We start from the raw sequence: 24817 nt of genomic DNA, 5'->3' as shown, positions 1-24817 counted from the left end.
CACTTTGACTGTTGCCGTGCATGATCCCGGTAAATCGGGAGATGAGATATGGCGACGTTCACCGGCAATCCCAACACGGACGATAATTTCGTCGGCACGGATGAAGATGACATCTTCATATTCAACGTCAGCGATTTAAATGCACGCGACATCGTGTCCGGTGGAGGCGGGTTCAACACGTTGCGCCTGAGCGGATCAGGCAGTTTGTCGGCAGTGCAATTGTCTGGCGTCAGCGGCATCGACCGGATCGTGATGGAAACGCCCGGGCTGCGTCTCACCATCCCCGAGACGATGATTTCGACGATCTGGAAACCCGGTTACGGTCTGCAAATCGCCGGATCATCGGGCAACGATTATGTTGATGCTCATGTACTCTTCAGCGGTCGCCATATCGACGTAACGGCCGGCAGCGGTCTGGATGTGTTCCTGGGCGGCGGCAGTGCAGATGTCTTCCGCTTTCGCGCGGAAGACCTGGACGGAGACACCGTCAACGGAGGAGGGCGCGTCTCAGGTGACGACATATTATACATCACCACCGCCGGAACAGTGACAGCAAGCGCATTTGCCAACGTCAGCAATATCAGCAAAATCGTGCTTGCCGAGGGCACGAATTCCCTCACACTGGGGGATTACGGCTCAGCTCGCCTAAATATTGTTGGTGGCAACGGCAATGATCACATTGACGCATCGCTAGCCAATATAAATTCTTTGTCCATTACGGCCGGCGGTGGGGTAGATAGTCTGATCGGTGTTAACGGCATCAACATATTTACGTTGGTTGACCTGAATGGCGACACAGTGGTTGGCGGTAGTGGCAACCGCGATGAGATCATCCTTCGCACACAAGGCGTCACTACAGCTGCCGACATGGCCTATGTTCGTGGAATCGAGAAGTTCACGCTCGCTAATGGCACCAACTTGTTCATCCTTGCGGATACGCTGGCTGTCGGACTGGGCGGCAAAAGCATAACCGTTGTAGGTGGCACGGGAAATGACACCATAGACGGATCGGCAATCAGCGATGAGGTCAACCTGACGATCGACGCCGGCACCGGAAACGACGTCATCAAGGGTGGAGCGGGTAACGACATCATAACCGTGACCTGGGACGGCCGGGACAGCGTTGATGGCGGGGCTGGCGTGGACAGGCTGAGTTTCGATGGCGCACAATCAGCACCGCCGCTCGACGTTCTGGCGAATGTCAGTGCGGTCGAGAACATCAACATATATGGTGGGAAGCTGATCAATTTGTACAATAACATGTGGAACGGCATATCGACGGCCCGCATCACCATCAGTAGCAGTGGCATCATCGACGGATCATCCCTCACGGCAAATCATGCTGCCGAATTCATTGTCTATAGCGATGCGGTTATCAAGGGTGGCGCAGGCGCTGATATTTTCCGGATCAGTTCGCCATTTTCCACCACCACAGGGAATATCAACATATCCGGTGGCGGCGGTGCAGACACGGCTTATCTAACATGGGAAAATGTTACGCTAAATACAAGCGATCTTGCCAATGTGCGGGGTATTGAAACCTTCATTTTGGCGCGCGGCAGGAACCATATTACCATTGACGACGCCATCTTCCGCGACGTGGGCGGGCGGCAGATTACCTTCGTCGGCAATGACGGCAGTGATTTTATCGACGCATCCGCCCTTTCGGCCCTTAACTCTATTCAGGTGACGTCGCATATCGGACTGGACACGCTGATCGGTGGCGCCGGCAACGACATCTTCCATTTCATGGCGGAAAAGCTGGATGGCGATGCCGTCATCGGCAATGGTGGCTATGATACGCTGTCGATCGGCACGGCGGGCACCGTGACCGCCGAAGAGATACGCAATGTCAGCGGGGTGGAGCGGATCATGCTGGCCGCCGGGCAGAACAGCATCGCGCTCACCGATGCCAATGTCGCCGGCCTTGCCAACAACCGCATCGAAATATGGGGCCAGTCCGGTAACGACAGCGTGGATGCCTCCGCGCTGAGCCGCGCCTATGGCATCGACACGCGCAGCGGTGGCGGCAATGACAGCCTGACCGGCGGCGCGGGCACCGATATCTTCCGCTTCAACATCGCCGATTTGAACAGCGGCGACAGCGTGTCGGGCGGCGGCTGGGCGGACCAGTTGATACTGATCGGCGGCGGCAGCCTCAGCGCCAATGATCTCTCCGGGGTGCGCGGGGTCGAAACCATCATCCTGTGGGGCGGCCCGGCGCAGATCACGCTGGCCGACAGCCTGTTCCGCGACATTGGCGGCGGCCGCATCACGATCCAGGGCAGCAGCAATGCGGACCGGATCGATGGCAGCAGCCTGAGCGCGGGCCATTCCATCCTGGCAGTGGGCGGAAACGATATCGACCAGATCATCGGCGGCGCGGGTAATGACCGGATACAGGGTGGTGCGGGCGCCGACATATTGACCGGTGGCGGCGGCCGGGACCAGTTCGTCTGGAGCAATGCCAGCGAAGGCGGCGACAGCATCCTGGATTTCGTCATCGGGCAGGATCAGTTGGTGTTCAACCCAGCGGCCTTCGGCGTGAACGGGGCCGCACTGGACGTCCGCTCCACCGACGCGGCCGGCGACCTGAGCACGACCGACCTGCTGGTCTATGACGGCATATTGGACGACAGCGCAGCCGTGCGGTCGCTGCTGGGCGGCAATGACAGTACGGTCGATGCCGGCCTGTTCGTCGTCGCGCGCGATGCCGACAATCATAGCGTTCTATATTACACCGCCAGCGCGGATGGCAGCGGTGCCAATGCCGGCGTGCATATGATCGCCGACCTGGGCGCCATTGCACCCGCGAGCCTGGGTGTCAGCGATTTCCTGATCGGCTGATCGGCAGCGCGGCGGACGGCTTTCTCAGCCGGCCGCCGTCAGTTGCAGCGCCACCGCTTCCGCCACCTTGATCCCGTCGATCGCGGCGGAGAGGATGCCGCCGGCATAGCCCGCCCCCTCACCCGCCGGGTAGAGGCCCGCGACGTTGAGGCTCTGATAATCCTTGCCGCGGGTAATGCGGATCGGTGAGGAGGTGCGGGTTTCCACCCCGGTCATGACCGCGTCGGGATGGTCATAATGGGCGATCTGGCGACCGAACGCCGGTAGCGCCTCATGGAAGGCCTCGATCACATAGTCGGGCAGGCAGAGCGACAGGTCGGTCGGCGTCACGCCCGGCTTGTAGGAGGGCACGACCTCGCCGAGTTGCGTGGAGGGCCGGCGCGCGAGGAAATCGCCGACGGTCTGGCCCGGCGCCCAGTAGGAAGAGCCGCCAGCCTGATAGGCCAGGCTTTCCCAATGGCGCTGGAGCGCGATGCCGGCCAGCGGACCATCTGGATAATCCGTGGCCGGATCGATGCCGACCACCAGCCCGGAATTAGCGTTGAATTCGGCGCGGCTATATTGGCTCATGCCGTTGGTGACGACGCGGCCCTCTTCCGATGTGGCGGCGACGACGCGGCCGCCGGGACACATGCAGAAGCTGTAGACCGTGCGGCCATTGGCGCAATGATGGGCGAGGCTGTAGGCCGCCGCGCCCAGATCGGGATGGCCGGCGCACTTGCCGTAGCGGGCACGATCGACCCAGCTTTGCGGATGTTCGATCCGCACGCCGATCGAAAAAGGCTTGGGTTCGATATGGACGCCGCGCGCATGCAGCATCTCGAACGTCGGGCGCGCGCTGTGGCCGACCGCCAGCACGACATGATCGCTTTCGATCACGCTGCCATCGTGCAACACGACACCACGCAACTTCTGCGCCCCATCCCCTTGCCGTTCCAGCACCACATCGTCAACGCGATGCTGCCAGCGATACTCGCCGCCCAGCGCCTCGATCTGCCTGCGCATCGCCTCCACCATGGTGACGAGGCGGAACGTGCCGATATGGGGATGCGCTTCCCAGAGAATGTCGTCGGGCGCGCCGGCGGCGACGAACTCTTCCAGCACCTTGCGGCCCAGAAAGCGCGGGTCTTTGACACGACAGTAAAGTTTGCCGTCGGAGAAGGTGCCCGCCCCGCCCTCGCCGAACTGGACATTGCTGTCCGGGTTCAGTTCGCCGCGGCGCCACAGGCCCCAGGTATCCTTGGTCCGCTCGCGCACCACCTTGCCGCGATCGAGGATGATCGGCTTGAACCCCATCTGGGCGAGGATGAGGCCCGCGAACAGCCCGCATGGCCCGGCGCCGATGACGACCGGGCGCTGGCCCTGCCAGCCATCGGGCGCGTGGGTGACGAATTTATAGCTGGTGTCCGGGGTCGGACGGACGTCATGGTCATTGGCGAAACGGGCCAGCACGGCCGCCTCGTCCACGACGTCGACGTCCATCGTGTAGACGAGCAGAATGGCAGAACGGCGACGGGCATCATTGCCGCGCCGGACGAGGCTATGCCCGCGCAATTCATACGCTTCGATGCCAAGGCGGGTGCAAATGGCGGCGGGCATCGCCTCGGCCGGGTGGTCGAGGGGCAGTTTCAGGCCGGAAAGACGGATCATGGCTGCGCCATAGTCTTTCGCGGCCTGAAAATAAACTAGCTGCGCCGCATCCGCCCGGCCAGCCATTCGCCGGCCAGCGCCACCAGCATCGACAGGCCGGTGAGCGGAAAGAGCAGGCCAAGGCCCAGCATCAGTCCAACGACCATGCGCGCCGTACCCGGTGGTGCAGGCGGCGGCGTGGCGAAGCGGCGCTTCCACCAGAGGATCGGCGCGGTCAGGCAGAGCGCCAGCAAACAGATGCAGCCCGCCAGCATCAGCAGCCGGTTCGCTTCACCATATTGCTGACCCTGATGGGTGGCGGCGCCCCATTCGACCGACTTCGCTCCGCGCCCGAACTGGCGCCAGTCGATATCCTGCACCACCACACCCGTGCCAGCGTCGATGGTGATGGCGCGGGCCTCGTCGGCGCGGGTGGTGAGCGCGGTGACAAGATAGGGCGCGCCGGGGCTGGCCGGCAGGAACAGTTGATAGCCGGAGGCCAGGCCATGGCGGGCGACAATGCGGGCGACGGCATCGACGCCGATATCGCCCGGACTGCCGGTTGATGCGCTCTCTTCTCGCAAGGTCCATGGCAGCGCCTGTTTTACCGCCGTTGCCCAGGGGTTGACCTTCATCGGCGGGCGGCCCGCGCCATTGGCGGCGATGACGGCGCGCAGGCCACCGCCCCAGACCTCGGTCCAGGGCATGCCGGTGACGGCCAGGAACAGGATCACGCCGGCCGACAGGAAGCCGAGCGTGCCATGCAGGTCGCGCCAGAAGAGCCGCCCGCCAGCCCGCCCCCGGATCGCCAGCGCCGGGCTGCCGCGCCGGGGCCAGCGCAGATAGAGGCCGGTAATGCAGAGCAGGATCGTCCAGCCCGCCACCACCTCCACCAGCCGGTTGCCGATCGGGCCGGTCAAAGCGAAGCTATGGAGATCGCGGACGGTCTGCATGATGCCGCCGCCCTGCATCTGGCCCAGCACGCGCCCATCATAGGGGTTTATGAACATCGTGTTGGTCCCGCTTGTCACGCGCCAGCTTTGGTCGCGCGTGTCAGGCACCAGCAGTTGAGTCGCCGGTGCCCCCGTCCCCTGTGCGACGGCGATGAGGTGCGAAGGCGGCAATGGCCGCGCATCCGGCGACGCCGTGATCCGCACCGGGTAAAGCCACGCTTCCACCTCCGGCTTGTAGAGATAGAGGGCGCCGGTGACCGCCATCAGCGCCAGCACCGGCAGGACAATCAGCCCGGCATAGAAATGCCAGCGCCACATCGCCCGATACAGGCCGCGCTCCATCAGAAGCGCGCCCGCACGCCGGCATAAAAAGCGCGGCGTTCGACCGGGTAGAAGATGGCGCGGCTGCTGGCGGGCAGCGTGGCATAGTTTACCACTGCGCTGATATCGCCGATCGCGCGCTCGCCCGTCAGGTTGCGGGCGTCGAGGAACAGGGTAACGCCATCGCGCACCTGCGCCTGCGCGCCGAGATTGAGCAGCGCATAGCTGCCGACCCGCTTGCTATTGGCATAATCGACCCAGGCGCCCTGCGGCAGCCATTCGACCGCCGGCGATATGCTGAGCCGATCCGTGCCCAGCTTCAATTCCGCACGGTAAAAATGGCGCGGCACCACCGGCAGGCGGTTGTCGCCGAACTGCACATCCTTGCGGAACCGGAAATCGCTATACTGATAAACCTGCCGCAGGCTGGCCCAGCGCGTCAGGGTCAGGTCCACCCCCGCCTCTATCCCCTGATGCCGGGTACGGTCGGCGTTGAAGGTCGCGGCAGGAATGGTGCCGGCCACCACGCTATATTGCAGCATCTCGCCCTGTATGTCCGCGCGATAGAGACTGATATCCCACGCCGCGATGCCCAGCCGGCCGCGTGTGCCGACTTCCGCCGTCCATGCCTTTTGCAGGCCGACCGGTGTGAAGCCCGGCACACCGCCGGTCGGCGTCTGGCTGAGTTCGCCAAAGCCCGGCATTTCGATCGACCGGCTGTAATTGGCATAGAATTGCAGGGTTTCGGCCGGCTGATAGAGCAGTCCCAGCTTCGGCGCGAAACTGTCGAAGCTGGCGTCACCGCTGCGCGCCGGGACGAGGCGATTGGCCATCCGCCGTTCGCCATGGCTGTAGAGGCCACCGGCAATCAGCCACAGATCGGCGACTGGTGCGATGCGCGCTTCGGCATAGCTGTTGATCGTCTGCGCCTTTTGCAGGGCGTCGGCAGTCAAGGCGCCGGACCTGCCATTCAGGTTCACGAACTGGCGCGCCACCGTGCGACCGAATCGTGCCTGACTGCCCAGCGTCAGCGCCACCGGCATGCCGGCAAGGTCGCCGGTCAGGTCGAGACTGGCGAAAAGGCCGCGATCCTCCGACGTCTGGTCGATCAACTGGTAGATGGGATGGGACAGTGCCTTGGCATTGTAGAACAGGCCGAAGGCCAGTGTGCCATGGGCAAGGTCGATGGTGGTGCGATTCTGGAGCCGGATCGAGTCGATATCGCGGGCCTGATTGCCGGTGAAATTGCCCTTGCCGGGATGGTCGATCGCGTCCGCCTCGCTCAGTGCGCCGGCCAGATGCTGACGGATGGTCTGGGCGCTGGCATAGAATCGGGTTTCGACGCCCTCTCCCAGCTTCAGCCCGACATTGCCGTTGAAGCGTAGCGCCTTACGGTCGCCATGCGCGCGATCGCTGTCGGACCGGTCGCCTGAGACAGCGAGATAGACATCTCCGCGCGCATCGGCATGGCCATAGGCGATCTTGCCACGGAGCGTATCGAAACTGCCGCCGTCGATGCGTATCTCCGCGCCCGGCATGCTGCGTCCGGTCGGCGTCACCGCGTTGATCGCCCCGCCCAGCGTCGATCCACCGAAACGCAGCGCATTGCCGCCGCGATAGACCTCCAGATGCTGGAAGACCTGCGGGTCCAGTTCCTGGAAATCGCCATTATCATCGGCGCTGTTGATGGGGATACCATCCTGGAGCAGCGTGAGGCCCCGCATATGATAGCCGCGCGACAGGCCGGAGCCGCGGATGGAGATGCGCACCTCCTGCCCGAAGCGCGGCTGGGTATAGACGCCGGGGGAGAAGACCAGCGCATCGCGCAATGAGACGGCGGCCTTGTTCGCGAAGTCGTCGGCCGCGACGACATCGACGCCACCGGGGGTCTGCTGCACGCGGGCGGCGGCTTCCTCGACGATCGGGCTGGCGGTAACGATGATGGCGCTTTGCTCGGCTTCGTCGGCGAAGGCAGGCGTGGCGGACAGGATAAGGATCAGAGCGCACAGCGGCAGGCTGCGCGCGACATGGTGATGACGCATGGAGAGAATGGCTTTCTGAAAATACTCGCACGCATCCAAGCGTCGAGCATATGCCTCAAACATAATTTCCGTTCGTGCTGAGCTTGTCGAAGCACGCCCGCGCCCTTCGACAAGCTCAGGGCGAACGGAGGTTAAGTTGGTTCAGAAAGGGACGGGTGGCCCCGATGACGGTGGCGGCGGCGCGGCAAGGCGGGCGATCAGCCCGGTCTTGAGCGCGAAGGCGATCGGACCGAAGGCCAGTTGCCACGCCGGCAGCGGCAAGTCCGCCGCAATCAGCGGTGGCACCACCGGTTGCACCGATACAGCGAAAGGGCAATGCTGCTGGCCGGTCATGCCGTCATCGGAATGATGGTCGCCCCTGTCCGGTGCCGCACCGCGCGGCACGACGACATTGACGGGGCCAGTGCCGGTACAAAGCGTCACCACGACACCCCGGTCAGTGCGCACGGGCATGAAGCCGGATGGTGCAATCATCTGGATGGCGAGCACGAGCAGGGCCAGCGCCGCCAGCAGCGCGCGTGCCCTCTCCGACTGTCTGATCGCCCCCATCATGTCCCTGCCGTAGCGGCGACAGCCTACCCTGTCACCCAGACAAAAGGTCCAAGTCGCCGACTCACTCACCTTGACGTAAACGTAAAGTCGATTTACATCCTCTGTCATGAACACGCGCAGCAGCATCGCCGGCATCGAATTGCCCGACCATAGCGAACGACAAAGCTACACGATCACCGACCTGTCCGAGGAATTCGGGGTCACCGCCCGTGCGCTGCGCTTCTATGAGGATGAAGGTCTGATCTCGCCCGAACGGCAGGGGCTGGCCCGCATCTATTCGCGCCGCGATCGCGCCCGGCTGGCATGGATTCTCCGCGGCAAGCGGGTGGGGTTCAGCCTGACCGAAATTCGCGAGATGATCGACCTGTATGACGCCGACGAGGCGCATGAGGAACAGCGCCGCGTCACCGTAGACAAGTGCAAGGCGCGGATCGACCTGCTGACCCGCCAGAAGGACGATATCGACGCGGCCATTGCCGAACTGGCCAGCTTCGTCGCCGCCATCGAACAACAATAATCCCCCTCCCCCGCCGGGGAGAATCAGAAGAATAATCAGGAGAAGATCATGCCCAGCTATGCCGCCCCTGTTCGCGACACCCGCTTCGTGCTGGATCATATCGTCGGGCTGGACCGCTATGCCAATTTGCCCGGTTTCGAAAATGCCACGCCCGATCTGGTCGAGGCGATCCTGACCGAAGGCGGCAAGATGGCGGCCGAAGTGCTGTTCCCACTGAACGCCGTAGGCGACAAGGAAGGCTGCACCCGCCACCCGGATGGCAGCGTGACGACGCCGACCGGCTTCAAGGCGGCGTTCGACCAGTTTGTCGCGGGCGGGTGGACCACCATCCACGGCCCGGCGGAATTTGGCGGACAGGGCCTGCCCAGCGTGCTGGCGACGGCGGTGGACGAATATGTGCTGTCGGCCAATCAGGCGTTCGAAATGTATCATGGCCTGACCGCCGGCGCGGTCGCGGCGCTGATCGCCAAGGGCAGCGACGAACTGCAACAGCGCTACATCCCCAAAATGGTGTCGGGCGAATGGACCGGCACGATGAACCTGACCGAGCCGCATTGCGGCACCGACCTCGGCCTCATCAAGACCAAGGCTGTGCCGCAGGCCGATGGCAGCTATGCGATCACCGGCACGAAAATCTTCATTTCGGCGGGCGAGCATGACCTGTCGGAAAATATCATCCACCTCGTGCTGGCCAAGACGCCGGATGCGCCGGAGGGCAGCAAGGGCATTTCGCTGTTCGTGGTGCCGAAATTCTTCGTGGAGGATGGCGATACGCTGGGCGACCGCAACGCCGTATCCTGCGGCTCGATCGAGCATAAGATGGGCATCCATGGCAACGCCACCTGCGTCATGAATTATGACGGCGCGACCGGCTGGATCGTGGGTGAGGAGAATAAGGGCCTGGCCGCGATGTTCATCATGATGAACGCTGCGCGGCTGGGCGTGGGCCTGCAAGGGCTGGGTCAGGCCGAGATCGCGTTCCAGAACGCTGTCCACTATGCCAGGGATCGCCGTCAGGGCCGCGCGCTGACTGGCCCCAAGGAGCCGAACGAGAAGGCCGACACGCTGTTCGTCCATCCCGACGTGCGCCGGATGCTGATGGAGGCCAAGTCCATCACCGAAGGACTCCGCGCGCTGATCCTGTGGACGTCGCTGCAAGTCGACCTGTCGCACCACGCCGCGACCGAGGAAGAGCGTCAGGCGGCGGACGACATGCTTCAGCTACTGACCCCGGTGGTGAAGGGCTATGGCACCGACAAGGGCTTTGACGTCGCCGTCGCCTGCCAGCAGGTGTTCGGCGGCCATGGCTATATCTGGGAAAATGGCGTGGAGCAGTATGTCCGCGACGCACGCATCGCCCAGATTTACGAAGGCACTAATGGTGTACAGGCGATGGACCTCGTCGGCCGCAAGCTGCCAATGAATGGCGGCCGGGCGCTCCAGTCCTTCCTGAAGATGGTGGCGGAGGACGTCGCCACCGCCAAGAGCGACGAAAAGCTGACGCCGATCGCCGAAGCGCTGGAGAAGGCCAGCGGCCAGCTTGGCGCGGCGACCATGTGGCTGATGCAGAATGCGATGAAGAACCCCGAACATGCCGGGGCCGGCGCACATCACTATATGCACATCCTAGGCATCGTCGCGACCGGCCTGATGTGGCTGCGCATGGCGAAGGCCGCGACCGCGCTGATCGCAGCGGGCGAAGGCGACGCCAAATATCTGGAAGCCAAGCTGGTGACCGCGCGCTTCTTTGCCGAGCGGGTCATGCCCGATGCGGGATCGCTGCGTCGGAAGATCGAGGGCGGTGCCGATGCGCTGATGGCGCTGGACCCGGACATGTTCCTGGCGGCCTGATCGGACCGGCTGGTATCACGCGAAGGGCGGTCCGTTGGGCCGCCCTTTTCGCATGCGCGTTACGCGGCCAGCGGCAACTGTTCTTCGACCGGAACCGGCGTCACATCGTCAGCGACCGGCGCGGTCGCCTTGGTCTTGTTGAGCGCAGCAATGTAGCGCTCGGCAGACACGACGTCGCGACGATAGGAGAAGTAGAGCGAGATTAGCGAAAACATCACAGAGCCTTTGTTGCAATTTGCTGCGTTGCAGCATCGCAGCCTATCTGGGCTTCTGTGGGTGCTTTCGCAAATGCAATGCGGGCAAAGGCGATTGCAGGAAATGTATCTTCCATGCTTGGCTCCCCGCCGCATGCCTGATCGGGATTGCCCGCCGATGGCCAGACGCCATCACCCAACACCCGTTCGGGCTGAGCCTGTCGAAGCCCCGCTCTTTACACTGAAGCAGCGCCGTTTGAAGAAGTGTAGCCCCCTTCGACTGCCTGCCAAGGCAGGCGCTCAGGACAGGCTTCGACAGGCTCAGCCCGAACGGATGTTGAGAATGGGAACGTCCGATCCCCGCGTTCAAATTCATCGAACGGCGGGCGCCGCCTAGCAATCGTTCAGACACGCCTTTAGAACTTCAGAATGAGCAATCCGTCACCTGCGGCCCCCGCCGCCCCCTCATCCTCCCGCACATTGGGCCTTGCCGCCTGCATTGCCCTCGTCATGGGCAATATGATCGGGTCTGGCGTGTTCCTGCTGCCTGCATCGCTCGCGCCGTTCGGCTGGGATGCGGTGGCGGGGTGGGTGTTCACCATCGCCGGGTCGCTGGTGCTGGCCTTCGTCATCGCGCGGCTGACCGTGGCCATGCCGGACGCCAATGCGTCGCAGATGATCGCACGCGCCTATGGGCCGCTGGCGGGCTTTGCGATTGGGTGGATATACTGGATCTCCATCATCATCACCAATGTCACCATTGCGGTGGCGGCGACCGCGAACCTCAGCAGCATCCTGCCGGTGCTGGCCAAGCCGGGCCTTGGCGCGGTCTGCTCCATCGCATTCCTGTGGGCGATGACGGGCATCAACCTGATCGGCGCGCGCGCCGCGGGCCTGACGCAGATCGCCACCACCTGTATCAAGCTGATCCCGATCGCGGTCGTGCTGGTGCTGCTGGCCATCATCCTGGGCGATGGCAGCGCGCAGGTCGAACCTTTCCCGCCACAGGGCCTGACCGGCGCGGGCATCACCGCCTCGGCGGCGCTGACGCTCTGGGCGCTGCTCGGCTTTGAATCGGCGAGCGTCGCGGCGGACAAGGTGCGCGATCCCGCCCGCACCATTCCGCGCGCGACGCTGATCGGCACGGCGGCGACCGGCCTCATCTATCTGGTCGTCTGTTCCGGCATCGCCTTGACCCTGCCGGCGGCGGAAACCCAGACCGGCTCCCCCTTCGGCGCATTCGTCAGCCATTACTGGTCGGCGGGGCCAGCCAGCTTCATCGCCATCTTCGTGGTCATCAGTTGCCTTGGCGCCCTCAATGGCTGGACGCTGCTGCAAGGCGAAGTCCCGCTGGCCATGGCGCGCGCAGGCGAACTGCCGCGCTGGCTGGCCGCTACGGATGCCAAGGGGACGCCGGTACGCGGGCTGATCCTGTCCACCGTGCTGGCCAGCCTGATGCTGGTCGCCAACAGCTTGCAGGGGTTGGTGGCGCTGTTCACGGCGATGGCGCTGCTGGCGACGTCGGCGACCCTGTGGCTTTATGTGGGCTGTGCGCTGGCGAGCTTGCGGTTCAAGCTGGTGGTGCCGGCGGCGGTGATCGGGTTAGGTTACGCGCTCTGGACGCTGTGGGGTGCCGGGCTGGTAGCCAGCGGGTCGAGCATCCTGCTGATGCTGGCTGGCCTGCCCTTCTACTGGTGGGCACGTCGGGGGCGTAAGGCGTTGTAAATCATCCGTTCGGTTCGAGCCTGTCGAGAACTGTTCTCGATACGCCTTCTCGACTTCGCTTGAAGGCTACTCGAACCGAACGGAATTTTTTAGGGAAACTTAGTCCGCCCACAAATCCTTGAGCTTGGAGAAGAATCCGCTGACCTGCGGGCATTCCTCTCCGGTTTCCGTCTCGCGGAAGGCTTCCAGCAGTTCCTTCTGCTTGGCGGTGAGCTTGGTCGGGGTTTCCACCTCGATCTGAATGACCAGATCGCCCTGACCACGCCCGTTCAGCACCGGCATACCGCCGCCGCGCTGCTTGAGTTGCTTACCCGACTGGATGCCGCTCGGGATCTTGATCTCATGCCGAATGCCGTCGAGGCCCGGCACTTCGATCGATCCGCCCAACGCCGCCGTGGTGAAGCTGACCGGCGCGCGACAGAAGAGCGTCGTGCCGTCGCGTTCGAACAGCGCATGCCGCTTCACATGCAGGAAGATATAGAGGTCGCCCGCAGGCGCACCGCGTGCCCCGGCCTCTCCCTCACCCGACAGGCGGATACGGGTACCTTCGTCCACGCCGGCCGGGATGTTGACCGACAGGGTCTTGGGCTTGTCCACCCGCCCTTCGCCCCGGCAGGAGCGGCATGGGCTTTCGATCACCTGACCCGCGCCATGACAGGACGGACAGGTGCGTTCGACCACGAAGAAGCCCTGCTGTGCGCGAACCTGACCATGACCATGGCAGGTGCCGCAGGTCTTGACCCCGGTGCCGGGCTGCGCGCCCGATCCTTCGCAACTGTCGCAGGCAGCCGAAACGTCGATGGCGATCTCGGTCTTCTTGCCATGATAGGCTTCGTCGAGCGTGATTTCCATGTCGTAGCGCAAGTCCGCGCCACGGCGATTGGCCTGACGCCCGCCGCCCTGTCCGCCGAAACCGGACTGGCCGAAGATCGTCTCGAAAATATCGCCAAGGTCGGAAAAGCCGCCCGCACCGCCGCCACGGAACCCACCGCCACCACCGCCGCCCGACTGGGCATTGGTATAGGCCGCATGGCCATAACGATCATAAGCCGCGCGCTTCTGCGGGTCTTTCAGGCACTCATAGGCCTCGGACACGGATTTGAACTTGGCTTCGCTGTCCGTGCATCCCCCCGTCTTGTCGGGGTGATATTTCATCGCCAGCTTGCGATAGGCGCTCTTGATCTGCGCGCCATCGGCAGTGCGCTCGATTTCGAGCAGCTCGTAATAATCAACTTCGGTGGTCATAGAGGCCCCCGCCTGCATCGCCCGTCATGCCAGCCTGTGCCGGAATGACGGGCGATGGGCATAGTTTTACGCCTTGTTGTTTTCGTCGACTTCCGAGAATTCGGCGTCGACGACATCGTCATCGGCCTTGGGCGCGTCAGCACCCGGAGCCGCCGCATTGGCCTGCTCCTTCTCGTAGATCGCCTGACCCAGCTTCATGGCGACCGTGGCGAGTTCCTGCGCCTTGGTCTTCATGGCTTCGGCGTCGCCGCCTTCGATCGCGGCCTTGGTTTCCGCGATCGCCGCTTCGATCTCGCTCTTCAGCGAGGCGTCGACCTTGTCGCCATGTTCCGCCAGCTGCGCTTCGGTCGTGTGAACGAGGCTTTCGGCATTATTCTTGGCTTCGGCCGCTTCACGACGCTTCTTGTCGTCTTCGGCAAAGCGTTCGGCATCCTTGACCATCTGATCGATGTCGGAGTCGCTGAGGCCACCCGACGCCTGAATGCGGATCTGCTGTTCCTTGCCGGTGCCCTTGTCCTTGGCCGACACGTTGACGAGGCCGTTGGCGTCGATGTCGAACGTGACTTCGATCTGCGGCACGCCGCGCGGGGCTGGCGGGATGCCGAGCAGGTCGAACTGGCCAAGGATCTTGTTGTCCGCCGCCATTTCACGCTCGCCCTGGAACACGCGGATCGTCACCGCCTGCTGATTGTCGTCGGCAGTCGAATAGACCTGCGACTTCTTCGCCGGGATGGTGGTGTTGCGGTCGATCATGCGGGTGAACACGCCACCCAGCGTCTCAATGCCCAGCGACAGCGGGGTCACGTCGAGCAGCAGCACGTCCTTGACGTCGCCCTGAAGCACGCCCGCCTGAATGGCGGCGCCCATGGCGACGACTTCGTCCGGGTTCACGCCGGTGTGCGGTTCCTTGCCGAAGAATTCCTTCACGGCTTCGCGCACCTTGGGCATGCGGGTCATGCCGCCGACCAGAACGACTTCGCTGATTTCACTGGCCGAAACGCCCGCGTCCGCCATCGCCTTCTTGCAGGGTTCCATCGTGCGTTTGATGAGGTCGGCCACAAGGCGTTCCAGATCGGCGCGCGTGATGGTCTTCACCAGATGCTTGGGACCATTTTGGTCGGCGGTGATGAAGGGCAGGTTGACTTCGGTCGTCTGGGCCGAGGACAGCTCGATCTTCGCCTTTTCAGCGGCTTCCTTCAGACGCTGAAGGGCCAGCTTGTCCTTGGTCAGGTCGATGCTTTCCGCCTTCTTGAAGTCGGCGGCCAGATATTCCACCAGCTTGGCGTCGAAATCTTCGCCGCCCAGGAAAGTGTCGCCGTTGGTCGACTTCACTTCGAACACGCCGTCGCCGATTTCGAGGATCGAAATGTCGAACGTGCCACCACCAAGGTCATAGACCGCGATCGTCTTGCCGTCCTGCTTGTCGAGGCCATAGGCCAGCGCGGCCGCGGTCGGCTCGTTGATGATGCGCAGCACTTCAAGGCCGGCGATCTGGCCGGCGTCCTTGGTCGCCTGACGCTGGGCGTCGTTGAAGTAGGCGGGCACGGTGATGACCGCCTGCGTCACGGTTTCGCCGAGATACGACTCTGCGGTTTCCTTCATCTTCTGAAGCGTGAAGGCGCTGATCTGCGACGGGCTATATTGTTCGCCACCGGCCTTGACCCAGGCGTCGCCATTCGGACCCTTGGCAATGTCGTAGGGGACGAGTTCCATGTCCTTCTTGGTCAACGGATCGTCGAAGCGGCGGCCGATCAGGCGCTTCACCGCGAAAATCGTGTTGTCCGGGTTGGTGACCGCCTGACGCTTGGCCGGCTGACCGATCAGACGCTCACCATCCTTGGCGAAGGCGACGATCGAGGGCGTGGTCCGCGCCCCTTCCGCATTTTCGATGACCTTAGGCTTGCCGCCGTCCATCACAGCGACACAGCTGTTGGTGGTGCCAAGGTCAATACCGATTACTTTTGCCATCTCTTCCTCTTGTAACCCCAAATATACTCAGCGGTTGACGGCCCATACCTCACTAAAGCGCCAAGGCAAGGCCGGTCTGCAAAGCGGGATATAGGCGCGGTTGCGCTTGGCACAAGACGCTGGGACGATTAGCGTCACGGATCGACCGGAAACGAGACAAGTTATGGAGTGTCGGATGCGCGCGCGCTTTGCCCTTTTTGCCCTGTTGGCTCCCCTCGCGCTCAGCGCCTGCGGCAACCCCGCGCCATCCTATATCGATCAGGCCTGGGTACGGCTGTCGCCCAACAAGGATACGCCATCGGCCGGCTATTTCGTCGTCCATGGCGGCGATGCGGGCGTGCAGTTGCGCGGCGTGCTGACCGACTATGCGCTCAAGGTCGAGATGCACGAGACGATCAGCAAGGACGGCATGACCACCATGGAGCGTGTCGAGAGCGTCGATGTGCCGCCCAAGGGCCAGGTCGCCTTCGCGCCGGGCGGGAAGCATCTGATGATCTGGGGCATCAATGACACGGCGATCGGCCGGGGCAAGATGCAGTTCACCTTCCTGATGGGCAATGGCGACCGGTTGCTGGTGGACGCGGTGATCCGCAAGCCCGAAGCGGCACGCACGCCCACGCCCGCCGACAACGCGGCACATTGATCAGCCGCGTACTGACGCAGCAGGAGGCGGCGCTCGCCCGGACCATGTTCGGGTCGGCGATCGACTATGGCCGGGTGCGGGTGCATGACCGCAAATGGTGGCCGTTCCAGCCCAAGGGCGTGACCATGGCGCCGGACGGCGACCTGTGGTTCCACCCGGATGGCGGCCTGTTCTGCGCCGATTTCTGCGACAGCCCGCTGCACATACAGGGCCATTTCATCCATGAAATGACCCATGTGTGGCAGGCCCAGCGATCAGGGCGCTGGTGGCTGCCGCTAATGCGCCATCCGTTCTGCCGCTATGGCTATGATGTCGTGCCGGGCAAGCCGTTCGAGCGATACGGGATCGAGCAGCAGGCGGAGATCGTGCGCCATGCATTTTTGCTACGGCAGGGTGTTGCCGTGGCGGGGAAGCCGGGCGCGGAAGTGTATGAGGCGCTGCTGCCGTTTTGAGGGTGAGTGGGACTGATTTGGGTGGTTTGCTGCCATCCCCCTCCCGCTCGCGGGAGGGGCAGCGAGACTTGCGCGCGCAGCGCGTTAGTCGCAGCGGGGTGGGCTGTCGCAACGTCCAGCCCACCCCCTAACCCCCTCCCGTGAACGGGAGGGGGAACATGTCCATTTCTGGTCGTTTCCAGACCCAAACATCCGTTCGTCCTGGGCTTGTCGAAGGACTATACTCTTCGTCGGACGTACACCCAAAGGAAAGAGGCTCAGCCCGAACGGATATGCGGTGGCCACAAATGGTGAACTATTGGTGCCTCACCAAGCCCCCTCCAGCATTCCCTCCAGCAGTTGCGCGAAGTCCATGCCGTCGGCGCGGGCGGCGATGGCGGACAGGCAGTCCTGATCGTCGCGGCCGGGGCGGCCGGGGCCGGTCATGTTGGGCTTCATGTTGAGGTCGAACAGCTTGTAGTCCCCGCTGGCGTCCGCGCGGCAGTCGATGCGGATGACGGCGCGCGCGCCGACCAGCGCCGCCGCCCGGATGCAGGCGTCCAGCATCGTCTGCACGGCCGGCGACGCCAGTTCCGCTGCTTCGATCGCCACGCTGTTCGCCGTCACCGCAACGTCGCCATTATAGGGGGCGACGCCATCCTTCTGGTTGAAGCGGCGCACCGGGCGCAACGCGCGATAAGCGCCATCGACTGGCGGCATCACCGTCACCGTGACCTCTTCGCCGGCCAGATATTCCTCGACGATCAGCGTATCGCCGAATTTCGCGTCCGCGATCAGGCCGGCCGCTGCCGTTACCAGCGCCGCCAGATCGGCGACCCGCGTGACGCCCTGGCTGCCGCGCCCACGCACCGGCTTCACGATCAACGGGAAGGTCAAACCAGCCTCGGCCACTGCCGTCTCTACGTCGACCAGCGCCCGGACGCCCGGCCGCGCTACCTGCGCCATCAGGAAGGATCGCGCGACCGGCAGACCCGCCGCCTCCAGCATCCGGTTAGTGGCGAATTTGTCGTCATAGCACTGCATCAATTCGGGCAACTGCCCGACGATCCGCACCTGCCCCAGCACGGCCTCCAGCGGATGGCCTTCGAACAGCACGCTGTTGGCCCAGAGGATCGTCGCGCCTGCATCCATCGCAGCGGCGATGCCTTCGGCCGTGTCAGGAAACACCCAGTCGAGCGGCCGCGCAGGGTCGGGATCGGCCACAGGCGTCAGCACCCTATACCCCTGCCCACGCAGCACGAAGCCGATATCCGCGCCGCCATCCGAATAGCCGCCGGGCTTGGCATCCTTGCGCAGGCCGTCGATCACCGGCGGCGGCAATGCCTGGTAGAGGATGGCGATCATGTCCTGCTGCTGCGTCATACTGTCTGGAAATCCCTGAAACGAAAAGGGGGCCAGCCCTGCGGCTCGCCCCCTCCTCAAATATCTGCCTTGAAACGCAATGTCTTAATAGACGCGCGCCTTGGGCTTCACATATTCGGCTTCGTCGGTCATCGTATAGTCGTGGACCGGACGATAATCGAGCGTCACCTTGCCGCCCGATCCGCCCCAGCCTTCGAACCAGCTGACCGTGTGCTTCATCCAGTTTTCGTCGTCGCGGTTCGGGAAATCCTCATGCGCGTGGGCGCCGCGCGATTCCTTGCGGGCTTCGGCGCCTTCCATCGTGCAGATGGCCTGGCTCATGAGGTTGTCGAGTTCCAGCGTCTCGATCAGGTCGGTGTTCCAGATCAGCGAACGATCGCTGACCTTGACGTCCTGCAACCGCTTGTTGACAGCCTGCATCTGCGTCACGCCTTCGGACAGCAGCGCGCTGTCGCGGAACACGGCGGCATGCTTCTGCATGGTGCGCTGCATGTCCATGCGGATGTCCGCCGTCGGCGTGCTGCCCTTCGCATTGCGATAATGGTCGAGGCGGCTGAGCGCCAGATCGGCGGCATCGGCTGGCAGCGCCTTGTGCGGCGCGTTGGGCTTGAGATTGTCCTTGAGGAACAGGCCAGTCGCACGGCCGAACACGACAAGGTCGATCAGCGAGTTGGAGCCGAGGCGGTTCGCGCCATGGACCGACACGCAAGCCGCTTCGCCGACCGCGAACAGGCCCTTGACGATGACTTCCGGATCGTCGCCGACCTTCGTCACCACCTGACCATGATAATTGCACGGGATGCCGCCCATATTGTAATGGACGGTCGGCGTCACAGGCAGCGGCTGGCGGGTCAGGTCGACGCCCGCGAAGATCTTGCCGCTTTCGGTGATGCCGGGCAGGCGCTCTGCCAGCACCTTGGGGTCGATATGGTCGAGGTGCAGGAAGATATGATCCTTATGCTCGCCAACACCGCGCCCTTCGCGCATTTCCATCGCCATCGAGCGGGACACGACGTCGCGCGACGCCAGATCCTTCGCCGAAGGAGCATAGCGTTCCATGAAACGCTCGCCTTCGGAGTTGGTGAGGTAGCCGCCTTCGCCACGCGCGCCTTCGGTGATCAGCACGCCCGCGCCGTAAATGCCGGTCGGGTGGAACTGCACAAACTCCAGATCCTGGAGCGGCAGGCCAGCGCGCAGTACCATGCCGCCGCCGTCGCCGGTGCAGCTGTGCGCCGAGGTGGCCGAGAAATAGGCGCGGCCATAGCCGCCCGTCGCCAGCACGACCGCATGGCTGCGGAACCGATGGATCGAACCATCCTCCATGCAGATGGCGATGACGCCGCGGCATTCGCCATTTTCCATGATGAGGTCGATGGCGAAATATTCGATGTAGAAGTCCGCATCATACTTCAGGCTCTGCTGATACAGAGCGTGCAGCATGGCGTGACCGGTACGGTCGGCGGCGGCGCAGGTGCGCTGCACCGGCGGGCCGGCGCCCATATTCTGCATGTGGCCGCCGAAGGGACGCTGATAGATGGTCCCATCCTCGTTGCGGCTGAACGGCACGCCGGCATGTTCCAGCTCGATCACGGCGGCGGGCGCTTCGCGCACCATATATTCGATCGCATCCTGGTCGCCCAGCCAGTCCGACCCCTTGACGGTGTCGTACATGTGCCAGGTCCAGTGGTCGGGGCTGTTGTTGCCCAGCGACGCGGCGATGCCGCCCTGCGCCGCCACGGTGTGGCTGCGGGTCGGGAACAGCTTGGTGATGCAGGCGGTCTTGAGGCCCGCTTCGGCGCTGCCCATGGTCGCGCGCAGGCCCGAACCGCCAGCGCCCACCACGACCGTGTCGTAGGTGTGGTCGATGATCTTATAGGCTTCGGTCATGGCTTGACGATCCCGATGAAGGCGATCTTGGCGATCGCGAAAACGCCTGCGGCCGCGCCGCCAAAGGCATAGAAATTGAGCACGAGCATGGAGAAGAAGGCCAGACCCTTGTCATGGACATAATCCTCCAGCATCACCTGCATGCCGAGGCGCAGGTGCATGAAGATGCTGACCACCATCAGCATCAGCGGCACCGCGACCAGCGGATTGTGGATCCAGCTGACGACGCTTTCATAGTCGAGGCCGGGCAGGCTGATCAGGCTGAAGACCAGCCACAGAACCAGCAGCAGGTTGCCGACGGCGGTGTAGCGCTGCGCCAGCCAGTGATGCGCGCCATGCTTGGCGGAGCCGAGGCCGCGAACGCGACCGATGCCAGTACCGGTACCCATCAGAGCGCCTTTCCGAAGATGTAGAGCCAGACGAAGCCGGTCGTGAGCAGCGACAGGATGAAGGTCGCGATCGACCACATCTTGTTGTTCTTCAGCTCATAACCCGCGCCCATATCGAGCACGAAGTGGCGGAGGCCCGAGAAGAGATGCTGGAAGAAGAACCAGGAAAGGCCGATCATCACCAGATAGCCGATCGGCGAGGTCGCGCAGGCCACGAAGGTCGCATAGGCCTCAGGCCCGGTCGCGGCGGCCATCAGCCACCAGATGAGGCCCAGCGCGCCAGCGGTCGCCAGACCGTTGCCCGTCACGCGGTGCATGATGGAGACGGCCATGGCCGGCCCCCATTTCCAGATCGTCAAATGCGGCGAGAGTGGCCGGCTGGTGGAACGCGCCATGTCTACCCTAGTCCTTAGATACTTGTCCCTGAGTCCGCTCCCCTTAAGAGCGAAGCGCCGGAAGGGCAAGCAGCGGAAGGCGACAGAAAGTTGCTGATGCTTTTGCGCAACCTTCATCACGCATAAGAAGTGATTAACCAACCCACGCTAATGATCGAACGCGAACCGATCATGTCTTCAGCAAGGGCCGTCCCCTCATGCCGTCCAGTCTCTCCCCCGCCGCCATCACATCGGACTATATGGCGGACGTCGACCCCACCGGTGCGATCGCCCGCGCCGCACGCGAGGTCGGCGACCTGATCGAGGCGGACCTGGGCAGCGTCAGCGCGACCTTCTTCACCACCTATATGCGGGAAACCGGGCTGCGGGATCGGCTGGGCAACGCCATCATTGCGCGGATCGAGCAGGAAGCGGACCGCTATGTCCGCGAAAAACTGCTGCATTTTGCCGAAGGGCGCTGGGCACGATCGGCCGCTGACTGCGTGCGCCATGCGCGCAAACATGATGTATCGGTCCGTTCGGTGATGACTGCCGTGGCCGCCGCGAACGAACGCATAACCGACCTGATCTGGGAACGCTGCCATGACGATGGCGCCCGCTGCCGCAAGCTGCTCAGCATGATGCTACAGATCGCGATGATCGATTCGGGCTTCATGAGCAATGTGCTGGCCACCGATCAGGCTGAGACGCAGCGCGCCGAGCGCCAGCGCTATGGTACGCTGTTCGAACAGCGCATCGTCGGCGAGATCGACGGCGCGTCGAAGCTGGGCGAATCGCTGCGCGAACAGGCCAAGGATGCGTCCGCCGCCACCCGCGGCATGCTGGGCAAGGCCTCCGAAGTCGCCGCCGCTGCCGAACAGTCAGCGCTCGCCATGCGCGAAGCCGCCCGCACCTCCGCCGGCCTGATCCGCGCGATCGAGGATGCCCGCACCGAAGTCGAAAGCTCCGCCGAAGTCGCGCGCCGCGCATCGACCCAGTCGGGCGACGCCGTCGCCATGTCGGTCACCTTGTCCGAGCATGCCAAGTCGATCGAATCGATCCTGGGCCTGATCCGCGATATTGCTGGCCAGACCAATCTGCTTGCCCTCAACGCCACGATCGAAGCCGCCCGCGCGGGTGACGCCGGCCGTGGCTTTGCCGTCGTCGCGCAGGAGGTTAAGAGCCTCGCCAACCAGACCGCCCGCGCCACCGACGAAATCGCCAGCAAGATCGCCGACATTCAGGCATCGACCCGTCAGTCGGTCGAAACGAACGAACGCATCCGCGACACGGTGGGCGAAGTGCAGGCCAGCGCCGAGCGCATTCGCCACGCCATGGACGCGCAGGCGCAGACCGTCACCATGATCACCGCCGCCGTGGACGAAACCGCGCTGGCCGCCGATTCGATGTCGACCACCATTTCCGCGATCCGTCAGGACACGGAGGTCGTGGCATCGGAAATCGACCAGTTGGAACGCGGCTTCGTCAGCGTCGAGGGCAAGCTCGCCAGCCTGCGCCATGCCTCCTCCGACTTCGGACGGCAGGTGGCGTAACGCTTCCCCTGCCCCCGCCGCTGGTCTAAAGGCGGCGGGATGAACGATGTCGCAAACACAGCCCAAAGCTGGAAAGTCACCCTGCCCTGCACCCGCGCCGAAGCGGAGGCGCTGGATGGCGACATAGCAGCCTTCGCAATGATGGACCGGCCGCCAGTGCTGATGACCAGCGAGGCAGCGCCGGACGACGACACGATCTGGCAACTGGACGCCTATTTTGAAGGCAAGCCCAGCCCCGCCGCGATCAAGCTGCTGCGCACGCTGGTGCCCAGCGCCGCGCGGGTGAAGCCGGTCGTGGAGGCGCTGCCCGACGAGGATTGGGTGACGCTGAGCCAGCAGGGGCTGGAGCCGGTGACGGCCGGCCGTTTCCATGTCCGCAACATCGCGACCGACCCGGAACTGCCCGGCCATGTCAATCTGCTGATCGAAGCGGGCCGCGCCTTTGGCACCGGGCAGCATGAGACGACCGCCGGTTGCCTTGCCATGCTCGACCGAATGCGCCGGGTCGGCATGCGATTCCGCCACGTCGCCGACATCGGTACCGGCACCGGCCTGCTGGCCTTCGCCGCCATGCATCTGTGGCCCCGCGCCCATGCGATCGCATCCGACATCGACGCCGTCGCCGTCGAAATCACCGCCGACAATGCGCGGACCAACAGCGTGAAACTGGGCGACGGAGCGGGTCGGCTGGCGCTGGTGACGGCAGCGGGCGGCAATCATCCCGCGCTGATCGGCCGCGCGCCCTACGACCTGCTGATCGCCAACATATTGGCCGGACCGTTGATCGAACTGGCGCCGGCATTGTGTGCACTGGTGGAAGAAGGCGGCAGCATCGTGCTGGCCGGCCTGCTCAACGAACAGGCTGATGCCGTGATCGCCGCCTATCGCGCGCAGGGCATGCGGCTGGCCGAACGCAGCGACCGGGGCGACTGGCCGACGCTACGCCTGCGCAAGCGGCCGGTCATCGGCTGGAAACGGCCGAAGCGTATCGACAGCGCCGCGCGCGGCGAAGCGCCCGGTTTCGGCAGCATCTGAAGGATTAGCGCATGAGCATCACCCGTAGCGTCATCGTCCAGGACATGGCCGGCGCGCCCTTCGAGCATGTCGTCGTGGCAGACAGCACCGCCGCTCCCCGCCCCGGCATCCTGCTCTTCCCCAATGTGCTGGGGACCAAGGAAGCGGACTTCGCCTATGCGGAGAAGGTCGCGGCTTTGGGCTATACAGTGCTGGTCGCGGACGTCTTCGGACAGGGCAAGCGCACCACGCGCGCCGACGCCAATCCGGCGCTCTACATGAATGCACTGAACGCCGACCGCATCCTGCTGCGCGACCGGGTGAATGCGACCCATGCCCTGCTCAAGGGGCTGGACGCGGTCGACCCGACACAGACGGCAGCGATCGGTTTCTGCTTCGGCGGCAAATGCGTGCTCGACCTTGCCCGCTCCGGCGCAGATATCGCCGGCGGCGTCAGCTTCCATGGCGTTTATGAAGCGCCCCCCTTTCCCAATGCGAAGATCGGCGCCAAGCTGCTCATCTGCCATGGCTGGGACGACCCGATCGCGCCGCCGGCGGCCACCGTAGGACTGGCGAAGGAACTGACCGAAGCCGGCTGCGACTGGCAGATCCACGCCTATGGCCATACCGGCCACGCCTTCACCGACGAGGCGGTCAACATGCCGGAAAAGGGGCTGGCCTACAGCCCGGACGCCGACCGCCGCAGCTTCCGCGCGATGAAGGATTTTCTGGGCGACCTGTTCGGTTGACCTCGATGGTCAGCGGGTCGGGATACGCCGCGCGCTAGCCAGATGATGGGCGTGGGTGATCGCCACGGCGAGCGCATCGGACGCATCCGGCCCGGCGATCTTCGCGCCGGGCAGCAGGCGCTGCACCATCGCATGCACCTGATCCTTCGACGCATTGCCGACGCCGACGACCGATTTCTTGACCAGACGGGCGGCATATTCGCCGACCTCCATGCCCGATCGCGAGGCATTGAGCAGGATCACACCACGCGCCTGCCCCAGCTTCAGCGTCGATTGCGGGTTCACATTGACGAACACCTCCTCGACCGCCGCACCATCGGGCTTATGTTCAAGGATGAGGTCGGTCAGCGCCAGATCGAGCGCCAGCAACCGCGTCGCCAGCGACATGGCGCTGTCGGTCTTGATCTGGCCATTGCCGATATGGGTCAACCGATTGCCATCCGCCGCAATCAGCCCCCAGCCGGTGGTGCCAAGTCCAGGGTCGAGGCCGAGAAGGATCATGCTCTTCTCCTCTCCTCTTGGGGGAGAGGATAGCAAGGCTTGGCAGCCT

General features: G+C 63.9%; 21 protein-coding genes. 9 read left to right on the top strand and 12 right to left on the bottom strand.

What is annotated here, in order from left to right; translation table 11 throughout:
- Positions 1–48 precede the first annotated feature (48 nt).
- Positions 49–2847 carry a calcium-binding protein gene (locus tag RQH62_RS12845; RefSeq protein WP_311269145.1) on the top strand — a complete coding sequence of 933 codons (2799 nt, stop codon included), beginning with the start codon at positions 49–51 and terminating at the stop codon, positions 2845–2847.
- Positions 2848–2871: 24 nt separating this feature from the next.
- Here the strand turns inward: RQH62_RS12845 and RQH62_RS12840 are convergent, their stop codons facing one another.
- The 4 genes from RQH62_RS12840 to RQH62_RS12825 all read right to left on the bottom strand — a co-directional run bounded on the left by RQH62_RS12840 (position 2872) and on the right by RQH62_RS12825 (position 8344).
- Positions 2872–4497 (bottom strand): NAD(P)/FAD-dependent oxidoreductase, encoded by a 1626-nt coding sequence (locus RQH62_RS12840; RefSeq protein ID WP_311269144.1) that lies wholly within the window; start codon positions 4495–4497, stop codon positions 2872–2874.
- A 35-nt stretch (positions 4498–4532) separates the two neighbouring features.
- Positions 4533–5771, bottom strand: coding sequence for a PepSY domain-containing protein (locus RQH62_RS12835; RefSeq protein ID WP_311269143.1), 1239 nt, complete (start codon positions 5769–5771; stop codon positions 4533–4535).
- Positions 5771–7792 (bottom strand): TonB-dependent receptor, encoded by a 2022-nt coding sequence (locus RQH62_RS12830; protein ID WP_311269142.1) that lies wholly within the window; start codon positions 7790–7792, stop codon positions 5771–5773. The genes RQH62_RS12835 and RQH62_RS12830 overlap by 1 nt, the downstream gene beginning before the upstream one ends.
- A 141-nt stretch (positions 7793–7933) precedes the next feature.
- Positions 7934–8344, bottom strand: a complete 411-nt coding sequence (locus tag RQH62_RS12825; protein WP_311269141.1) for a DUF2946 family protein — start codon at positions 8342–8344, stop codon at positions 7934–7936.
- A gap of 106 nt (positions 8345–8450) precedes the next feature.
- Here RQH62_RS12825 and RQH62_RS12820 point away from each other — a divergent pair, with 106 nt between their 5' ends.
- Together RQH62_RS12820 and RQH62_RS12815 are read left to right on the top strand one after the other, a co-directional pair.
- The gene (locus tag RQH62_RS12820; protein ID WP_311269140.1) at positions 8451–8861 is read left to right on the top strand and encodes a MerR family DNA-binding transcriptional regulator; all 411 of its coding nucleotides are present in this window, start codon (positions 8451–8453) and stop codon (positions 8859–8861) included.
- A 48-nt stretch (positions 8862–8909) separates the two neighbouring features.
- Entirely contained in the window at positions 8910–10712 is a 1803-nt protein-coding gene (locus RQH62_RS12815; protein WP_311269139.1) for an acyl-CoA dehydrogenase C-terminal domain-containing protein, read from the top strand.
- Positions 10713–10771: 59 nt separating this feature from the next.
- Here the strand turns inward: RQH62_RS12815 and RQH62_RS12810 are convergent, their stop codons facing one another.
- On the bottom strand, positions 10772–10927 hold the full coding sequence (locus tag RQH62_RS12810; RefSeq protein ID WP_311269138.1) for a hypothetical protein: 156 nt from the start codon (positions 10925–10927) through the stop codon (positions 10772–10774).
- A 408-nt stretch (positions 10928–11335) separates the two neighbouring features.
- Here RQH62_RS12810 and RQH62_RS12805 point away from each other — a divergent pair, with 408 nt between their 5' ends.
- A complete protein-coding gene (locus RQH62_RS12805; RefSeq protein WP_311269137.1) occupies positions 11336–12631 on the top strand; it encodes an amino acid permease in 1296 nt (431 codons plus the stop codon).
- 99 nt (positions 12632–12730) lie between these two features.
- On the opposite strand, the gene dnaJ is transcribed toward RQH62_RS12805, so the two are convergent.
- Positions 12731–13876 carry a molecular chaperone DnaJ gene (dnaJ, locus tag RQH62_RS12800; protein WP_311269136.1) on the bottom strand — a complete coding sequence of 382 codons (1146 nt, stop codon included), beginning with the start codon at positions 13874–13876 and terminating at the stop codon, positions 12731–12733.
- 66 nt (positions 13877–13942) lie between these two features.
- Positions 13943–15844 carry a molecular chaperone DnaK gene (gene dnaK, locus RQH62_RS12795; protein WP_311269135.1) on the bottom strand — a complete coding sequence of 634 codons (1902 nt, stop codon included), beginning with the start codon at positions 15842–15844 and terminating at the stop codon, positions 13943–13945.
- A gap of 175 nt (positions 15845–16019) precedes the next feature.
- Between dnaK and RQH62_RS12790 the strand changes: the two genes are divergently transcribed.
- The gene (locus tag RQH62_RS12790; protein WP_311269134.1) at positions 16020–16487 is read left to right on the top strand and encodes a copper chaperone PCu(A)C; all 468 of its coding nucleotides are present in this window, start codon (positions 16020–16022) and stop codon (positions 16485–16487) included.
- On the top strand, positions 16484–16939 hold the full coding sequence (locus RQH62_RS12785; protein ID WP_311269133.1) for a vgr related protein: 456 nt from the start codon (positions 16484–16486) through the stop codon (positions 16937–16939). Before RQH62_RS12790 ends, RQH62_RS12785 begins: the two co-directional genes overlap by 4 nt.
- A gap of 306 nt (positions 16940–17245) precedes the next feature.
- Here RQH62_RS12785 and RQH62_RS12780 read toward each other — a convergent pair whose 3' ends face one another.
- The 4 genes from RQH62_RS12780 to sdhC form a co-directional block, all read right to left on the bottom strand.
- Complete coding sequence (locus RQH62_RS12780; RefSeq protein WP_311269132.1) at positions 17246–18301, bottom strand: biotin carboxylase; 1056 nt, start codon at positions 18299–18301, stop codon at positions 17246–17248.
- A gap of 84 nt (positions 18302–18385) precedes the next feature.
- The gene (gene sdhA / locus RQH62_RS12775) at positions 18386–20188 is read right to left on the bottom strand and encodes a succinate dehydrogenase flavoprotein subunit (RefSeq protein ID WP_311269131.1); all 1803 of its coding nucleotides are present in this window, start codon (positions 20186–20188) and stop codon (positions 18386–18388) included.
- Positions 20185–20577 carry a succinate dehydrogenase, hydrophobic membrane anchor protein gene (gene sdhD, locus RQH62_RS12770; protein WP_311269130.1) on the bottom strand — a complete coding sequence of 131 codons (393 nt, stop codon included), beginning with the start codon at positions 20575–20577 and terminating at the stop codon, positions 20185–20187. The genes sdhA and sdhD overlap by 4 nt, the downstream gene beginning before the upstream one ends.
- Entirely contained in the window at positions 20577–20972 is a 396-nt protein-coding gene (sdhC, locus tag RQH62_RS12765; RefSeq protein WP_311269129.1) for a succinate dehydrogenase, cytochrome b556 subunit, read from the bottom strand. Before sdhC ends, sdhD begins: the two co-directional genes overlap by 1 nt.
- 197 nt (positions 20973–21169) lie before the next feature.
- Here sdhC and RQH62_RS12760 point away from each other — a divergent pair, with 197 nt between their 5' ends.
- From RQH62_RS12760 to RQH62_RS12750, 3 genes are read left to right on the top strand one after another with little or no spacing between them, the layout of a single operon-like run.
- Positions 21170–22504, top strand: a complete 1335-nt coding sequence (locus RQH62_RS12760) for a methyl-accepting chemotaxis protein (RefSeq protein ID WP_311269128.1) — start codon at positions 21170–21172, stop codon at positions 22502–22504.
- 39 nt (positions 22505–22543) lie between these two features.
- A complete protein-coding gene (locus RQH62_RS12755; RefSeq protein ID WP_311269127.1) occupies positions 22544–23539 on the top strand; it encodes a 50S ribosomal protein L11 methyltransferase in 996 nt (331 codons plus the stop codon).
- Between the two features lie 11 nt (positions 23540–23550).
- Positions 23551–24267, top strand: a complete 717-nt coding sequence (locus RQH62_RS12750; RefSeq protein WP_311269126.1) for a dienelactone hydrolase family protein — start codon at positions 23551–23553, stop codon at positions 24265–24267.
- Positions 24268–24276: 9 nt separating this feature from the next.
- Here the strand turns inward: RQH62_RS12750 and ruvC are convergent, their stop codons facing one another.
- Positions 24277–24768, bottom strand: coding sequence for a crossover junction endodeoxyribonuclease RuvC (gene ruvC / locus RQH62_RS12745; RefSeq protein ID WP_120250768.1), 492 nt, complete (start codon positions 24766–24768; stop codon positions 24277–24279).
- Between the last annotated feature and the right edge of the window lie 49 nt (positions 24769–24817).

It is taken from the genome of Sphingobium sp. WCS2017Hpa-17, assembly GCF_031843765.1.
Taxonomy (GTDB): domain Bacteria; phylum Pseudomonadota; class Alphaproteobacteria; order Sphingomonadales; family Sphingomonadaceae; genus Sphingobium.
This window is presented reverse-complemented; position numbering and strand designations above follow the sequence as displayed.

Excerpts from the sequence above, each read along its gene's own strand:
- RQH62_RS12805 (WP_311269137.1), top strand. The coding sequence starts at position 11,336 with ATGAGCAATCCGTCACCTGCGGCCCCCGCCGCCCCCTCATCCTCCCGC.
- RQH62_RS12750 (WP_311269126.1), top strand. The coding sequence starts at position 23,551 with ATGAGCATCACCCGTAGCGTCATCGTCCAGGACATGGCCGGCGCGCCC.
- dnaJ (WP_311269136.1), bottom strand. The coding sequence starts at position 13,876 with ATGACCACCGAAGTTGATTATTACGAGCTGCTCGAAATCGAGCGCACT.
- dnaK (WP_311269135.1), bottom strand. The coding sequence starts at position 15,844 with ATGGCAAAAGTAATCGGTATTGACCTTGGCACCACCAACAGCTGTGTC.
- RQH62_RS12755 (WP_311269127.1), top strand. The coding sequence starts at position 22,544 with ATGAACGATGTCGCAAACACAGCCCAAAGCTGGAAAGTCACCCTGCCC.
- RQH62_RS12815 (WP_311269139.1), top strand. The coding sequence starts at position 8,910 with ATGCCCAGCTATGCCGCCCCTGTTCGCGACACCCGCTTCGTGCTGGAT.
- RQH62_RS12760 (WP_311269128.1), top strand. The coding sequence starts at position 21,170 with ATGCCGTCCAGTCTCTCCCCCGCCGCCATCACATCGGACTATATGGCG.
- RQH62_RS12825 (WP_311269141.1), bottom strand. The coding sequence starts at position 8,344 with ATGATGGGGGCGATCAGACAGTCGGAGAGGGCACGCGCGCTGCTGGCG.
- sdhC (WP_311269129.1), bottom strand. The coding sequence starts at position 20,972 with ATGGCGCGTTCCACCAGCCGGCCACTCTCGCCGCATTTGACGATCTGG.
- RQH62_RS12780 (WP_311269132.1), bottom strand. The coding sequence starts at position 18,301 with ATGACGCAGCAGCAGGACATGATCGCCATCCTCTACCAGGCATTGCCG.
- sdhD (WP_311269130.1), bottom strand. The coding sequence starts at position 20,577 with ATGGGTACCGGTACTGGCATCGGTCGCGTTCGCGGCCTCGGCTCCGCC.
- RQH62_RS12830 (WP_311269142.1), bottom strand. The coding sequence starts at position 7,792 with ATGCGTCATCACCATGTCGCGCGCAGCCTGCCGCTGTGCGCTCTGATC.
- RQH62_RS12810 (WP_311269138.1), bottom strand. The coding sequence starts at position 10,927 with ATGTTTTCGCTAATCTCGCTCTACTTCTCCTATCGTCGCGACGTCGTG.
- RQH62_RS12790 (WP_311269134.1), top strand. The coding sequence starts at position 16,020 with ATGCGCGCGCGCTTTGCCCTTTTTGCCCTGTTGGCTCCCCTCGCGCTC.
- RQH62_RS12820 (WP_311269140.1), top strand. The coding sequence starts at position 8,451 with ATGAACACGCGCAGCAGCATCGCCGGCATCGAATTGCCCGACCATAGC.
- sdhA (WP_311269131.1), bottom strand. The coding sequence starts at position 20,188 with ATGACCGAAGCCTATAAGATCATCGACCACACCTACGACACGGTCGTG.
- RQH62_RS12835 (WP_311269143.1), bottom strand. The coding sequence starts at position 5,771 with ATGGAGCGCGGCCTGTATCGGGCGATGTGGCGCTGGCATTTCTATGCC.
- RQH62_RS12840 (WP_311269144.1), bottom strand. The coding sequence starts at position 4,497 with ATGATCCGTCTTTCCGGCCTGAAACTGCCCCTCGACCACCCGGCCGAG.
- RQH62_RS12845 (WP_311269145.1), top strand. The coding sequence starts at position 49 with ATGGCGACGTTCACCGGCAATCCCAACACGGACGATAATTTCGTCGGC.
- ruvC (WP_120250768.1), bottom strand. The coding sequence starts at position 24,768 with ATGATCCTTCTCGGCCTCGACCCTGGACTTGGCACCACCGGCTGGGGG.